Origin of the sequence: Pseudomonas sp. A0308 (genome assembly GCF_044218815.1) — a bacterium.
GTDB classification, from domain to species: domain Bacteria; phylum Pseudomonadota; class Gammaproteobacteria; order Pseudomonadales; family Pseudomonadaceae; genus Aquipseudomonas; species Aquipseudomonas iridis.
Genome location: NZ_CP162581.1, coordinates 3,974,271 through 3,988,644 on the forward strand (window position 1 = coordinate 3,974,271; position 14,374 = coordinate 3,988,644).

At 59.2% G+C, this 14,374-nt stretch carries 12 protein-coding genes; 3 read left to right on the top strand and 9 right to left on the bottom strand.

Annotated features, from left to right (window positions below):
- Window positions 1-150 precede the first annotated feature (150 nt).
- From AB4P92_RS18315 to AB4P92_RS18345, 7 genes are all read right to left on the bottom strand, one after another.
- A complete protein-coding gene (locus AB4P92_RS18315) occupies window positions 151-330 on the bottom strand; it encodes a hypothetical protein (protein WP_042561436.1) in 180 nt (59 codons plus the stop codon).
- Entirely contained in the window at window positions 327-1,457 is a 1,131-nt protein-coding gene (locus AB4P92_RS18320) for a PepSY-associated TM helix domain-containing protein (protein ID WP_395597974.1), read from the bottom strand. Before AB4P92_RS18320 ends, AB4P92_RS18315 begins: the two co-directional genes overlap by 4 nt.
- A gap of 74 nt (window positions 1,458-1,531) precedes the next feature.
- Window positions 1,532-3,970, bottom strand: a complete 2,439-nt coding sequence (locus AB4P92_RS18325; protein ID WP_395597975.1) for a TonB-dependent siderophore receptor — start codon at window positions 3,968-3,970, stop codon at window positions 1,532-1,534.
- A gap of 266 nt (window positions 3,971-4,236) precedes the next feature.
- Window positions 4,237-5,211: a FecR domain-containing protein gene (locus AB4P92_RS18330; protein WP_273877167.1), complete on the bottom strand. Its 975-nt coding sequence runs from the start codon at window positions 5,209-5,211 to the stop codon at window positions 4,237-4,239.
- Window positions 5,208-5,684: an RNA polymerase sigma factor gene (locus tag AB4P92_RS18335; RefSeq protein ID WP_215729662.1), complete on the bottom strand. Its 477-nt coding sequence runs from the start codon at window positions 5,682-5,684 to the stop codon at window positions 5,208-5,210. Before AB4P92_RS18335 ends, AB4P92_RS18330 begins: the two co-directional genes overlap by 4 nt.
- A gap of 243 nt (window positions 5,685-5,927) precedes the next feature.
- Window positions 5,928-6,635, bottom strand: coding sequence for a PolC-type DNA polymerase III (locus AB4P92_RS18340; RefSeq protein WP_047303816.1), 708 nt, complete (start codon window positions 6,633-6,635; stop codon window positions 5,928-5,930).
- Complete coding sequence (locus AB4P92_RS18345) at window positions 6,632-8,572, bottom strand: putative nucleotidyltransferase substrate binding domain-containing protein (RefSeq protein ID WP_042561430.1); 1,941 nt, start codon at window positions 8,570-8,572, stop codon at window positions 6,632-6,634. The genes AB4P92_RS18340 and AB4P92_RS18345 overlap by 4 nt, the downstream gene beginning before the upstream one ends.
- A 253-nt stretch (window positions 8,573-8,825) precedes the next feature.
- On the opposite strand from AB4P92_RS18345, the gene AB4P92_RS18350 reads away from it, so the two are divergent.
- Window positions 8,826-9,272, top strand: coding sequence for a response regulator (locus AB4P92_RS18350; protein WP_042561429.1), 447 nt, complete (start codon window positions 8,826-8,828; stop codon window positions 9,270-9,272).
- 136 nt (window positions 9,273-9,408) lie between these two features.
- Complete coding sequence (locus tag AB4P92_RS18355) at window positions 9,409-9,828, top strand: hypothetical protein (RefSeq protein ID WP_395597976.1); 420 nt, start codon at window positions 9,409-9,411, stop codon at window positions 9,826-9,828.
- 139 nt (window positions 9,829-9,967) lie between these two features.
- Here AB4P92_RS18355 and AB4P92_RS18360 read toward each other — a convergent pair whose 3' ends face one another.
- Window positions 9,968-12,145, bottom strand: coding sequence for a malate synthase G (locus tag AB4P92_RS18360; protein WP_042561427.1), 2,178 nt, complete (start codon window positions 12,143-12,145; stop codon window positions 9,968-9,970).
- 521 nt (window positions 12,146-12,666) lie between these two features.
- Here AB4P92_RS18360 and AB4P92_RS18365 point away from each other — a divergent pair.
- A complete protein-coding gene (locus AB4P92_RS18365) occupies window positions 12,667-13,185 on the top strand; it encodes a glycine cleavage system protein R (RefSeq protein WP_042561426.1) in 519 nt (172 codons plus the stop codon).
- 220 nt (window positions 13,186-13,405) lie between these two features.
- Here AB4P92_RS18365 and rarD read toward each other — a convergent pair whose 3' ends face one another.
- Window positions 13,406-14,293, bottom strand: coding sequence for an EamA family transporter RarD (gene rarD, locus AB4P92_RS18370; RefSeq protein WP_042561425.1), 888 nt, complete (start codon window positions 14,291-14,293; stop codon window positions 13,406-13,408).
- Window positions 14,294-14,374: the final 81 nt, after the last annotated feature.

Below are 14,374 nucleotides of genomic sequence, written 5' to 3' on the forward strand. Positions count from 1 at the left end.
TGAAGTGGCAGCATAGCGCGTAACGCCGCCTCCTCAATCCCTGCGCAAAACCAATGTGGGAGCGAGCCTGCTCGCGAAGCCGTCGGTACAGTCAACGTTGATGTTGAATGTCAGAGCGCTTTCGCGAGCAGGCTCGCTCCCACACGTTTTCTAGCTGCGCTGCAACAATCCTTTTATGGCCAGAACCGCCGGCACGCCGAGCCCGACCCAGCTCAACGCATCCCAGATGCCATCCCCCAACAATGCCGCGAACAACCCCGCCGCACTGAGCAACGCAATCACCAGCGGTGTGCTGAACACCTTCCAGAAATTCGACTGACGCGGCTTCATGCAGACGCCTCCGCCGTTTCCAGCACAGGCTTGACCGCCCTGCGCCGAACCACCCACAGGTACACGCCACTGCCGAGCACGATGATCGTCAGCACATCGAGCGTCGCCCAGAGGATTTTCATCGGCATGCCGCCGTAGTCGCCAAAGTGCAGCGGCTGCGACATGCCCATGGCGTCCATGTACCACGGGCGTTCGGCGATGGCGGTGACTTTCAGGGTGGTGGCGTCGATCAGCACCGGCGTCAGCAGGTGCGACGTCAAATGCGTACCGCCCTTCATGAACACCGAGTAATGATGCTCGCTGGAAAAGCGCGTGCCGGGGAAGGCAATGAAATCCGGCTTCATGCCGGGGGCGACTTCGCCGGCAATGTCGAGCAAGCGGGTGGCCGGTGCCAGGTGCGTCAGCGGCGGTGCATCGCGATAAGGTGCGATCAGCGTGGTCAGCGCATCGTTGCGCCAGGCGGCGATGAGCAGATCGGCGCATGCGCTGATCACACCGGTCACGCCGACCACCAGTGCCCAGGTCAGTGTGACGACGCCGATCAGGTTATGCAGGTCGAGCCAGCGCAGGCGCTTGGATTTGTCCTGGCGTACGGTGCCGAACTTCAACCGGCGCATGAACGGCAGGTACAACACCGTCCCCGAAACAATCGCGACGACAAACAGCAAACCCATGAACGCCAGCAGCAGTTTGCCCGGCAGCCCGGCGAACATGTCGACGTGCAGGCGCAGGATGAACAGCATCAAACCGCCGTTGGCCGAAGGGGTTTCCAGCGCTTCGCCGGTGCGCGCGTCAAGCATGAAGGTGTGTGAGGAGTTCGGTTCGGTGCCGGCAGTCTTCGCCATGATCGTCAGCACCGCGTTCGGCTCATCGTCGTCGAAGCCGAAGTACTGCACGACCTCGTCAGGGCGATGTTGTTCGGCAGCCTGCACCAGTTGCGCCAGATTCAGGCGCGGTGTGTCGGCCGGCATCTCGCGCACGTGCGGCGCATCGCCGAGCGCGTGTTCGATCTCGTGATGGAAAATCAACGGCAAACCGGTCAGGGCCAGCATCAGCAAAAACACGGTGCAGATCAGGCTGGTCCAGGTGTGGATGAACGACCAGCGGCGAATTGTTTTACTTTTCATTTCATGACCTTCAAAAACACCAAAGCCGTCCGCGAAGGACGGCCAGGTTACAGGGCCTGTTTCAGCTCAGTCGCTTACCACTTGTAAGTGGCGCTGGCGACGACGCTGCGCGTGTCGCCGTAGTAGCAGTAGAAGCTGTCGCAGGTGGAAATGTATTCCTTGTCGAACAGGTTGGTCGCGTTCAGTGCCAGCGACGCACCTTTGAGGCTGTTGTCCAGACGTCCGAGGTCGTAATGCACGCTCGCGTCGAACACGGTGTAAGCGTCCGCCTTGCCCAGCCAGGTGTTGGCTTTGTCGCCGTAGGTGTTGCCGGTATAACGCACGCCGGCGCCCACGCCGAAACCATCAAGCACGCCGGTGTGCCAGGTGTAGTCGGTCCACAACGAGGCCTGCTGGTTCGGCATCAGTTGCAGGCGATTGCCTTTGTCGGCGCCGTTCTGCACTTCAGACTTGGCCAAGGTGTAGGCGGCGATGACTTTCAGGTTTTCGGTGACGTCGGAGACCGCTTCCAGCTCCAGGCCTTTGACTTTCACTTCGCCGGTCTGGCTGGTGATCGACACGCCGTCGACGAAGGTGTTGACCGAGACGTTCTTTTGGGTGAGGTCATACACAGCGGCGCTGAGCAGGGTCTTGCTGCCCGGCGGCTGGTACTTGATGCCCAGTTCCCATTGCTTGCCTTCGGTGGGCTTGAGCGAACCGGTGGACGTGGCGTCGGCGCCAGTGGTCGGCTGGAAGGATTCGGCATACGACAGGTACGGCACGAAGCCCGAATCGAATACATAGCTGAGCGCCGCGTTGCCGCTGAACGCCTTGTCGCGCTGGGTGTTGGTGGCATCGCCCTTGTTGATGAACTGAGTGCTGGTGTGCACCCAGTCTTCACGCCCGCCCAGGGTCAGGCGCCACTGGTCGAGGGCCATTTGGTCCTGCACGTACAGGCCGGTCTGGTAGGTCTTCTGGTTGTAGTCGTAGAACGCAGTGGAGCGCGCCGGACGCACGATTGGCTGGCCGTAGATCGGGTTGTTGACGTTGATGCTCGGCGCGGTACCGAAGATCGACGTGTAATTGGTGTTGCTGCGCTGGTGATCCAGGCCCAGCAGCAGAGTGTGGCGGATGTCGCCAGTGGCGAAGTCAGCCTGGAAATTGTTGTCCACGGCGAACTGGCTGATGTCCTCATCGACGTTGGTGGTGCCGCGCCCGACATTGCCCTGATCATCAACCGTGTAACCGGCGAATTGCGTGTTGTAGCTGTTGACGGTCACGGTCTGGAACGACAGATCCGACTTGGTATAGCGCAGGTTCTGCTTGAACTGCCACACGTCGTTGAGGCGATGCTCAAAGGCATACCCAAGTGCGTAGTAGGTACGGTCGTAGAAATCGTAGTCAGGATCGCCGAGGTTTTTGTGGTGGGAAATCTTGCCGAACGGCATGTCGATCTTGGTGCCCTGGATTGGGTAGAACTGACTGGTGACGCCGGTATCGTCGCGGGTGAACTGGCTCAACAGAGTGAACTTGGTATCTTCGTCGATGTTCCAGGTCAGGCTCGGCGCAATGTTGTAGCGCTTGTTGTCGACGTGGTCGACCTGCGTACCGCTGTCACGCACCACGCCGCTGATGCCATAGAGAAACTGACCGGCCTCATCGATCTTGCCGGTGCTGGCGAAGTTGATCTGGCGATGGTTGTCGCTGCCGTACTGCAACTGGATTTCGCTGCTGGCGATGTCGCTTGGGCGACGGCTGACCATGTCCAGCAAGCCGCCCGGCGGGGTCTGGCCGTAGACGGACGACGCCGGGCCGCGCAGCAGGGCGAGGCGGTCGAGGTTCCAGGTTTCCTGTTTCGGGTTGGCGTACACACCTTTTGGCAGCGGCAGACCGTCGAGGAACTGGGTCGGCTCGAAGCCGCGTACGCGCAGCCAGTCGGCCCGAGTGTCGCTGCCGTAGCTGCTGGCGGTGATGCCCGGCATGTAGCGCACGGCGTCATCGAGACTGTGCACGCCTCGGTCTTCCATTTGCTGACGGGTCGCTACCGAGATCGAACGTGGCGCTTCGACCAGTGCTGTGTCGGTTTTGCTGCCGGCGGCGGTGCGCGTGGCGGTGTAGCCCTCGACCGGGCTCCAGGCTGTTTCCAGATTCTCTACACCGATGACCGATGTTTCCGGCAGCGCCATCACGCCTTCCGGCACAGCCACCAAGGTGTAAGTGCCGGTGCTGCTTTGTTCCAGTTGCAGGCCGGTGCCACGCAGGGCTGCGCGCAAAGCGCCGGCGGCGTCGTATTGGCCGCTCACGGGCGCCGAAGTCTTGCCCGCCGCCAGCGCCGGGTTCAGCGACAGCGCGAGGCCGCCCTGGCTGGCGATCTGGTTCAGGGTGGTCGACAGCGGCGCTGCCGGCAGGTTGTAGGCGCGAACGCTGGACGCTTGTTCAGCAGCGATCAGTTGGCTGCTGACCAGCGGAGTGCTGAGGGCAATGGCGACCGCCAGCAAACTGGGGCGCAACAAGGTGTCTAGCGAACGGGACATACGGCGGCTCCTGAATGAAAATATTTCTCAATTGCCTGTGTGCCGGATGAAAATCAAAAAGTGATAGGGCTGGATGGAAATAATTTCGATTTACTTGAAGTGGGGCTGCTGATTCTTGTGGCGACCCTTGTTTTTGCGAGCAACTGGCGGCCTCATCGCTGGCAAGCCAGCTCCCACAGGGTTCTGCGGTAAACATTAATTTTGTGTACAGCACTGAAAACTGTGAGAGCTGGCTTGCCAGCGATGGCGGTAGCTCAGGCAACCAATTACTCAGGTTTGGAATCAGCCTTCGCCACGGTGACCCAATACGGTGTGCGCTGCTCGATCTGCACCGGCAGGGTCGGTAACAGCGCGCTCAAGGCTTTATCGGTGTCATGCAACGGGAAGCTGCCGGTAATACGCAAATCGGCCACTTCCGGTGCCACGCCCAAATGCCCGTGGCGATAGCGACCCAGTTCATGGACCAGATCGCTCAGTCGTGCGTTGTCGACCACCAGCATCCCGCGTGTCCAGGCATCGGCGCCGGGAGTGAGGGCGACAATCGAGCCAAGTCCGTCACTGCGCAGCAGCACTTGCTGGCCCTCGCGAAGGATCTGTTCTTCAGGGTTCGATTGCGTATGCGCCGCCACCGCCGATTGCAGCACGCTCAGGCGCGTGCCTTGTTCCTCGCGCTTGACCAGGAACCGTGTGCCGAGCGCGCGCATGCTGCCTTCGCGAGTCTCGACAATGAAAGGTCGCGTATCGCCGTGAGCGGTTTCGATGAGAATTTCGCCTTCCTGCAAAACAATCAGGCGCTGCTTCGCATCGAAGCGCACGTCCACGGCACTGTGGGTATTGAGGTTGAGCAACGTGCCGTCCGCCAACCGCACAGTGCGCTGTTCGCCGGTGGCGGTACGCTGGTCGGCGAGCCAGTAATCGAGCGGCAGATAGCGTTCACCGGCAAACAAGGCCAGACCAACCACCGCGACAACGCTGGCCAGACCACTCCCCAATTTGCGTACGCGGCGGCGAATGCTTTCGCGCGATTGCAGCAGCGCACTGCGGGCCGGCCCTTTGGCGACGCTGAATCGCTGATCGAGCATGCCCAACTGGCGCCAGGCGCGGGCGTGTTCTTCATGGGCCGCATGCCACTTGACGAATTCTTCGCGCTCCAACGGACTGCTGGAATCGAGCGTCAGTTGCCAGGCTATCGCCGCGTCCAGCACATGCGCCGGCACCGGTCTGGAACTGGCCGGACTCATGTTGGCTCACCGTACAGCGCGATGTAGCACTGACGAATGCCTTGAGCGAGATACTGGCGCACGCGCGGCACCGACACACCGAGCTTCTGGGCGATCTCGGCATGGCCGAGGCCATCGAGGCGGTTATAAAGGAACGCAGCGCGGGCCTTGGTCGACAGTTTGCCGAGCAGACGGTCGATGGCCTTGAGGTCTTCGAGGATCAGTTGCTGTTCTTCCACCGACGGTTGTTCGCCTTCGGGAATCAGCATCAGTTCGGTGAGGTAAGCCTGTTCGAGGGCAGCGCGGCGGAAGTAATCGAACAGCAGCCCTTTGGCGATCGCTACCAGGAAGGCCCGGGGCTCGCGCGGTGTCAGCAGTTCATCGCGGCCGAGCAGGCGTACGAAAGTGTCCTGGCTCAAGTCTTCGGCACGCTGCGGACACGCCACATTGCGCCGCAACCACGCCAGCAGCCAACCGCGATGGTCGCGATACATCGCACCGACGAGCTCACTGTGAGGGCTTGGGACTGACGACACCGGACATCACCGATTGGGAAATATTAACTAACGCGAATTGTTCGCGATTGTGGCAGAGGTGGGAATGGTTAGCAATTGGCCACTGGTCGGGTGCTGCCCTGTGTAGGAGCTGCCGAAGGCTGCGATCTTTTGATTTTGCTGTTTATAAGATCAAAAGATCGCAGCCTTCGGCAGCTCCTACAGGGAGAGTGTTGTTTAAAGTCAGAAAGAGGGCGCCTGCTGCCGCCGCTTCCACTGGCTCAAGCGCTGCTGCAAATTCAACGGACTATGAATCTGCTGTCCCCGCGCCCGACTGAACAGTATCAACGCCAACTCCGCCGTCGCCAGTGCATCGGCACTCGCATTGTGCCGCTCGAACACTTCAAGCTTGAACCACTCGATCCACTCATCCAGACCTGCCTCGCGAATGTTCGCCTGTGGGCAGACCAACGGCGCAATGTCGGCGACATCCAGAAACACATGTTGCAGTTTGTACCCCAGATGTTCCTTCAGCGCTCGTCCGAGCATGTGCTGATCGAACGGGGCATGAAACGCCAATACCGGGCTGTCACCGACAAACTCCATGAACTCCACCAGCGTCTCGGCCGGGTCGCTGCCGGCGGCGATCGCGTTCGGCCCCAGGCCATGAATCAACACACTGGCGCCGAGCTTTACTTCCGAGCACTGCAGCGTGCGTTCGAACTGCTGGCTTAAGTCGATCGCGCCGTCTTCGATCACCACGGCGCCAATCGACAACAACCGATCCTTGTTCAGGTTCAGCCCGGTGGTTTCGAGATCGAGCACCACCCAGCGCTGTTCGCGCAGGCTGCAATCGCCCAGTTGATTGATCGACGGCAGGCTTGCCAGACGCTGTTGCAGATCAGCCGGCACCACCGGGCTGGCCGGACGCAGCCACGAAAACAGACTCATAGCTGATACCGCAACGTCAGGCTGCTTTGCAGGCGTTGGGCCTGACGCAGCGATTCACGCAGGATGCGTCGGTCCAGATGATTGAGGCTGTCGGGATCGACCCGGTTGGAATACGGCAGGTTCTCGCGGCTCTGGATCTGATGCTGCTGCATGCGCGTTTGCTGAATGAAGTGATAAGCCTCTTCATATGCCGCGCCGTCGAGTCGCTCGATGACTTCCTTCTCCACCAACTGACGGAAGCGTTCCAACGTATTGTTGGCATCGATGCCATTGGCCAGCGCGAGCAACCGCGCACCATCCACAAACGGCGTCAGGCCCTGGACTTTCAGATCCAGGGTGGCTTTCTCGCCGTTCTTGCGCGCCAGCACAAACTCACGGAAGCGTCCCACTGGCGGGCGATTGCGCAGGGCGTTGTCGGCCATCATGCGCTGGAACAAGCGGTTATCGCCGACCTGATCGAGAATTCCCCGGCGCAATTGCGCACAGCCCTGTTCATCGCCCCACACCACGCGCAGATCGAAATAGATGCTCGACCCCAGCAGGTTTTCCGGCGTCGCCTCGCGGATAAACGCCGCGAACCGTCGCGCCCATTCCGCACGGGACAGGCACAGCTCAGGGTTGCCGGCCATGATGTTGCCCTTGCACAGCGTGAAGCCGCATAGCGCCAGACTCTGGTTGATCTGCTGGGCAATCGGCAGCAGCTTGCCGCGAATCTCCGCGGCATGCGCCGCATCTCGCGCGTCAAAGAGAATGCCGTTGTCCTGATCCGTGTGCAGCGTCTGCTCGCGGCGGCCCTCGCTGCCGAAACACAACCAACTGAACGGCACCCCCGGATCACCTTTTTCGGCGAGGGTCAGTTCGATCACCCGGCACACGGTGTGATCGTTGAGCAGGGTGATGATGTGCGTGATCTGCGTCGAGGACGCACCGTGAGCCAGCATGCGCTCGACCAATTGGCCGATCTCGCCGCGCAGGGTCACCAGTTGTTCGACGCGTTGAGCGCTGCGGATCGTGCGGGCCAGATGCACCAGGTCCACCCGTTGCAGGGAAAACAGATCGCGTTCGGACACCACGCCGCACAGGCGCTGATCCTTGACCAGGCAGACATGGGCGATGTGCCGTTCGGTCATGGCAATCGCGGCATCGAAGGCGCTGTGGTCCGGCGACAGATAGAAGGGCGCGCGGGTCATGTGGCGTTCGATGGCTTCGCTGAAATCGCCGACACCTTCGGCCACCACATGGCGCAAATCGCGCAGGGTGAAAATGCCCAGCGGCGCCTTGTGCTCATCCACCGCAACGATGCTGCCGACCTGTTGCTCGTGCATCAACTTCACCGCTTCACGCAGTGGCGTGTCGGGGCTGCACGTCACCGGATGGCGCATCGCCAACTCGCCGAGACGGGTGTTCAGCGAATATTGGGTGCCGAGATTTTCAACGGCTTTTTGCTGGACTTGCTGATTGACCTGATCGAGCAGGCTGCTGACCCCGCGCAAGGCGAAGTCGCGGAAGACGCTGGAGAGGGCGAACAGTTTGATGAACGCCTGTTTGTTCAGTTGCAGGCAGAAAGTATCTTCACCGGCCAGATGCTCGGTGCGTGTTGCCCGCTCACCCAGCAATGCGGCCAGGGGAAAGCATTCGCCGGTGGTGATTTCGAACGTGGTTTCAGTGCCGCCCTTGGCCGTGTGCGGACGTTCGCCGACCACGCGGCCCTGTTTGACGATATGGAAGTATTCCACCGGGCCGTCGGCAGGCTTGATGATGCTTTCGCCTTGACCGTAAAACCGCAGCTGGCACTGCTCCACCAGATAGGCGAGGTGGGCGTGCTCCATCTGATTGAAGGGCGGGAAACGCTGGAGGAATTGCACAGTGCCCTGAATGTTCTGCAACACCGCGGTTTTCCCTGCCTGGGTGAAGGCGTCCGCTTTACTCATAACCATTACCGCAGTCTTTTTTGAATTGTTGTTGTCGGATCGTTGCAGCCATGGTCGACCCCTGCGGCCGGGGTGCCCATTGGACGTAAGTCTAGGTTGGCGATGACGTTGGGTATATTTGGGAAGTAACCTACAAATTCAGTCGGAAATTCGCCCGCCCAACTATTGGAAAAAAATCCGACGAAGTGCACATTGAAGCTCTGCCTGGCGATGTCTGACGACTGAGCGAGGTGATTGATTTGGAAATGTAGAGAACGCCATGTCCGACCACGATATTTTGAGCGACGCCGAGCGAGAAGCGCTCAGCGCCGTAATGCTCGAACCCGACCTGCCGCCGCAGCGTGTACTGATCGTCGATGACGACAAGGACGCCCGCGAGCTGCTCGCGGAGATTCTGGCGTTGGACGGCATTCGCTGCATGACCGCCGCCAGTGGCGAAACCGCACTGAAGATGCTTGAGGAAAAGCCTTCGATCGGGCTGGTGATCACTGATCTGCGCATGGGCAATGTCGGTGGGCTGGACCTGGTTCGTCAGGTGCGCGAATCGGTGCGGGCGGCGATGCCGATCATCATTGTGTCGGGCGATGCCGATGTGAAAGACGCGATCGCAGCGATGCACTTGAGCGTGGTGGACTTTTTGCTCAAGCCGATTGATACGACGAAGTTGCTGGGGTTGGTCAAGCATGAGTTGGGGATGGCCCAATAGGTACCTTAGTCGGCTTCGGGTACCTGTCAATGTTGACAGTAGAACGCCATGTAATTTACCTGTTTACTTGAGTTGAAAGGCTACGTGAAGCCGAACGCAGCCTACCAGTCTAGAGGGAATTACTATGGTGGCTAATATGGATACTGCGAGCCGTGGTCGTAAGTTTAAGCTCGTTACAGAGGGCAATGCGCAGATCAGGATTTTTCGCAATGGTGAGCTTATTCGCAAGGTAGATGCGGGATACATTGCAGGCGATAGTTTTTATCTGATTGTCAGTGATGAAACATATAAAGAGATCGTTTTTGTCGAGTTTCCAGAGGAAGTTTCAGAAGGAGAGTACACGTTTAATTTTGATGGCTATCAAGACTCGGGACCGCACCCGTCATTTATACGGCATGAGTATGACTCAAAGCGGTTTTATATGTCCGGAGTATGCCATTTGATCGCCAGCAACTCAGGCCGAGAACAGAAGTTTCAAGCGGATGCGACATATGAAGATGGCAGTGATGTTATGCGGGTCGTAATGATAGGCGAGGTTAGTAGGGTTTTTAGCTGATGCATTATGAAAGCCATGTTTTATGCGTTAAGAAACAGGCTGTTTTTGGGTGAGTAGTTTGAAGCTCACTGCGCGAGTTATGTGCAAGGCTCATAAAAAAGGCTCTGTTTTCTCAAACAGAGCCTTTTTTATTTCTTAGTTAAAGGCCGTTTTTAGCCTTGAACTCCCGACGCCGACGGTGCAACACCGGCTCGGTATAGCCATTGGGCTGCTTCGTCCCCTCAATCACTAACTCCACCGCCGCCTGGAAGGCGATGTTGCTGTCGAAGTTCGGTGCCAGCGGACGGTACAGCGAGTCGTTGGCGTTCTGACGATCGACCACCGGCGCCATGCGCTTGAGGCTTTCCATCACTTGAGCTTCGGTGACGATACCGTGGCGCAGCCAGTTGGCGATGTGCTGGCTGGAGATACGCAGCGTCGCACGGTCTTCCATCAGGCCGACGTCATTGATATCCGGCACTTTCGAGCAACCAACGCCTTGGTCGATCCAGCGCACCACGTAGCCGAGAATGCCCTGGGAGTTGTTGTCCAGTTCGTTCTTGATCTGCTCTGGTGTCCAGTTCGGATTGACCGCAAGCGGAATGGTCAGGATGTCGTCCACCGAAGCGCGAGCACGTTTGGCCAATTCGGCCTGACGGGCGAACACGTCGACCTTGTGGTAGTGCAGCGCGTGCAGCGCAGCAGCGGTCGGCGATGGCACCCAAGCGGTGTTGGCACCGGCCAGTGGGTGAGCGATTTTCTGTTCGAGCATCGCTGCCATCAGGTCGGGCATCGCCCACATGCCTTTACCGATTTGTGCACGACCCTGAAGGCCAGTGCTCAGACCGATATCGACGTTCCAGTTCTCGTAGGCGCCGATCCATTTCTCGGCCTTCATGTCGGCCTTGCGCACCATCGGGCCGGCTTCCATGGAGGTGTGGATTTCGTCGCCGGTGCGGTCGAGGAAACCGGTGTTGATGAACACCACGCGTTCGCTGGCCGCCTGGATGCAGGCCTTGAGGTTGACCGTGGTGCGGCGCTCCTCGTCCATGATCCCGACTTTCAGGGTGTTGCGTTTCAGGCCAAGCACGTCTTCGATACGGCCGAACAGTTCGTTGGTGAACGCTGCTTCTTCCGGGCCGTGCATCTTCGGTTTAACGATGTAGACCGAGCCGGTGCGAGTGTTCTTGCGCGAAGTGTTGCCGTTGAGGTTGTGCATCGCCGCCAGGCAAGTCAGCAGACCGTCGAGGATGCCTTCCGGCACTTCGTTGCCGTCTTTGTCGAGGATCGCGTCGATGGTCATCAGATGACCGACGTTGCGCACGAACAACAGCGAGCGGCCATGCAGGGTCACTTCGCCGCCATCGACTGTGGTGTAGCTGCGGTCCGGGTTCATGGTGCGAGTGAAGGTCTGGCCGCCCTTGGCGACTTCTTCCGACAGATCGCCCTTCATCAGGCCGAGCCAGTTGCGGTAGATCACCACTTTGTCGTCGGCATCGACGGCCGCCACGGAGTCTTCGCAGTCCATGATGGTGGTCAGCGCGGCTTCCATCAGCACGTCTTTGATGCCGGCCGCGTCGGTCTGGCCGACAGGGGTGCTGGCGTCGATCTGGATTTCGAAATGCAGACCGTTGTTTTTCAGCAGGATCGCGATTGGCGCGTTGGCGTCGCCCTGGAATCCGATCAGCTGTGCATCGTTACGCAGACCGCTGTTGCTGCCGCCCTTGAGGGTGACCACCAGTTTGCCGTCAGCGATTTTGTAGCCGGTCGAATCGACGTGGGAACCCGCGGCCAGTGGCGCGGCTTCGTCGAGGAAAGCACGGGCGAAGGCGATGACTTTGTCGCCACGCACCTTGTTGTAGCCTTTGCCTTTTTCCGCGCCACCGTCTTCGCTGATCGCGTCGGTGCCGTAGAGGGCGTCGTACAGCGAACCCCAGCGAGCGTTCGAGGCGTTGAGGGCGAAGCGCGCATTCATCACCGGCACAACAAGTTGCGGGCCAGCGGTACGGGCGATTTCGTCATCGACGTTTTGCGTCGTTGCCTGGAAATCAGCCGCTTCTGGCAGCAGATAACCGATTTCTTGCAGGAAGGCTTTATAAGCCACGGCGTCGTGCGCCTGGCCCGCGTGTTCCTGATGCCAGGCGTCAATGCGAGCCTGGAAGTCATCGCGTTTGGCGAGTAGGGCTTTGTTCTTCGGTGCCAGGTCGTGAATGACCTTGTCGGCACCTTCCCAGAATTTGTCGGCGGTGAGGCCGGTACCGGGAATGGCTTCGTTGTTCACGAAGTCGAACAGGACTTTGGCGACCTGCAGGCCACCGACTTGAACGTGTTCAGTCATTGCTTGCCTCACTCTGCTCAGCTATTTCGCTTTTCAGCTCTTCAATTTACCAATGAAGCCTCTGGCCATTTAAACCACAAACCTGCGGACCAGTACATGCCATTGCTGGCGGCTGGGCTGGGACCAATCAACGGCTTGGGGCCTTGCTGACGGGGCTTTCAGGATTGCAAACATGCCTTGGGCAGACATCGATCCAGCGTTATGTAGTGCGCGCTGCGGCATACTACATGATGAGTTGCGCTTGTGAAAATCAGACTAATTACGTCGTTCTGCGACCCCATGACGCATTGCGGTCACGGTGCGGAACAGGATGTTCTCAAAAAACCATTGGATTGTTCCAGTTAAATATGGAAAGTTGTACACGATTTATCTTCGCGTCAGATCGGACGGCGCCCACATGGCCGGCGCATCCCCCTGTGGGAGCGGGCTTGCCCGCGAAGAGAGCAGTCGCTACGACGCACAAGTCCTGCTTGCCTATACTTGCCCTTCCATAACAAAAGTCATGACAAGAGGGCTGCGCCATGGACCATCTCGTACTCACTGTTTTCGCCCCGGACAAACCCGGGCAGGTCGAGCGCATCGCCCAATGCATCGCCGAGCATGGCGGTAACTGGCTGGAAAGTCGTATGTCGCGAATGGCCGGACAGTTCGCCGGGATTCTGCGGGTGGGTGTGCCGGCGGAGGCTTACGACGAATTAGTCGATTCCCTACAAGCACTGTCGACTCATGGCATTCGCGTGCTGATCGCCGAAAGCGGTATCGAGCAATCCTGCACCTGGAAACCGATCGCGATGGAACTGGTGGGCAATGACCGCCCGGGGATTGTGCGCGACATCACCCGCCTGCTGAGCGAGCAGGGCGTCAACCTGGAGCGGCTGGTGACCGAAGTGCGCCCGGCACCGATGAGCAGCGAGCCGCTGTTTCACGCCGAAGCGATTCTGGCGGTGCCGTTGACGTTGTCGCTGGATGTCCTGCAATCGCGCCTGGAAACCCTGGCGGACGACCTGATGGTGGATCTGGTGTTACGCACAGAGGTTTAACGCTTTGGGTTATCCAGTTTAAACGTGCACCTGCCTGTGGATAACCTGTAGAGACTGCTCTCCAGGCCACGTCCACTGTGGCTCTGCGAGAGTTGATCAAAAAACCGCCAGCATTCAGTGACTTGCGCACAAACGGCGGGGATCACGCTGTGGATAACCTTGGGAAGGAACGCTAAGGGCCGCGAGCAACGTGGCCTGTAGCTGTTTGTACGTTTTTTGATCAGCTGCGTCGGCGCAAACTTATCCACGCATCGACGCTGTAAACGGCGAGGCCGGCCCATATAAAGGCAAAAGCGATCAACGTGCTCGACGACATGTGTTCACCGAACAACAGCACCGCTTGCAACAACACCAGCGTGGGCGCGATGTATTGCAGGAAGCCGATCGTGGTGTAGGGCAAATGCCGGGTTGCTGCGTTGAAACACACCAGCGGAATCAATGTCACCGGGCCTGCTGCGACTAGCCACCACGCTTGCGAAGTCGTCCAGAACTCGGGTTGAACACTGGTCGCAGTTTGATTGAACAGCAGCCATGCGATGGCAATCGGCACCAGCATCCAGGTTTCCACCACCAGTCCGGGCAATGCCTTGACCGGCGCCTGTTTGCGGATCAAACCGTAGAAACCGAACGTCAGCGCCAGCACCAGCGATACCCACGGCAGACTGCCGACTTGCCACACCTGCTGCGCCACGCCAATCGCCGCCAGCCCCACGGCGATCCATTGCATGCGCCGCAGTCGTTCGCCAAGAATCACCATCCCCAGCAGCACGTTGATCAGCGGATTGATGTAGTAACCGAGGCTCGCTTCGAGCATGCGCCCGTTGTTGACCGACCACACATAGGTCAGCCAGTTGGCCGCGATCAACGTGCCGCTCAGCGCCAGAATCGCCAGACGTTTCGGGTTGTCGAGCAATTCGCGCAACCAGCCTGGGTGCTTCCAGACCATCAGCAGCAGCGCGCCGAACAGCGCCGACCACAACACCCGATGGATGATGATCTCGACCGCTGGTACTTCAGCGATGGCTTTGAAATAGATCGGGAACAGGCCCCAGATGATGTAGGCACTCAGGCCCAGGATGTACCCGCGGCGCGGGTTGGCAGCTTGCATGCAGAATCCTTGCTTAGGCAGCTAACAAAGGAGGGGATTGTAAGGAGATTTGTCTACGAATGCCGTAGCGCAATGGTCGGG

Bases quoted from the DNA above. Each gene is read 5' to 3' on its own strand.
- AB4P92_RS18340 (WP_047303816.1), bottom strand. From the start codon at position 6,635: ATGAGTCTGTTTTCGTGGCTGCGTCCGGCCAGCCCGGTGGTGCCGGCT.
- AB4P92_RS18360 (WP_042561427.1), bottom strand. From the start codon at position 12,145: ATGACTGAACACGTTCAAGTCGGTGGCCTGCAGGTCGCCAAAGTCCTG.
- AB4P92_RS18315 (WP_042561436.1), bottom strand. From the start codon at position 330: ATGAAGCCGCGTCAGTCGAATTTCTGGAAGGTGTTCAGCACACCGCTG.
- AB4P92_RS18355 (WP_395597976.1), top strand. From the start codon at position 9,409: ATGGATACTGCGAGCCGTGGTCGTAAGTTTAAGCTCGTTACAGAGGGC.
- AB4P92_RS18320 (WP_395597974.1), bottom strand. From the start codon at position 1,457: ATGAAAAGTAAAACAATTCGCCGCTGGTCGTTCATCCACACCTGGACC.
- AB4P92_RS18365 (WP_042561426.1), top strand. From the start codon at position 12,667: ATGGACCATCTCGTACTCACTGTTTTCGCCCCGGACAAACCCGGGCAG.
- AB4P92_RS18350 (WP_042561429.1), top strand. From the start codon at position 8,826: ATGTCCGACCACGATATTTTGAGCGACGCCGAGCGAGAAGCGCTCAGC.
- AB4P92_RS18345 (WP_042561430.1), bottom strand. From the start codon at position 8,572: ATGGTTATGAGTAAAGCGGACGCCTTCACCCAGGCAGGGAAAACCGCG.
- AB4P92_RS18325 (WP_395597975.1), bottom strand. From the start codon at position 3,970: ATGTCCCGTTCGCTAGACACCTTGTTGCGCCCCAGTTTGCTGGCGGTC.
- rarD (WP_042561425.1), bottom strand. From the start codon at position 14,293: ATGCAAGCTGCCAACCCGCGCCGCGGGTACATCCTGGGCCTGAGTGCC.
- AB4P92_RS18330 (WP_273877167.1), bottom strand. From the start codon at position 5,211: ATGAGTCCGGCCAGTTCCAGACCGGTGCCGGCGCATGTGCTGGACGCG.
- AB4P92_RS18335 (WP_215729662.1), bottom strand. From the start codon at position 5,684: ATGTATCGCGACCATCGCGGTTGGCTGCTGGCGTGGTTGCGGCGCAAT.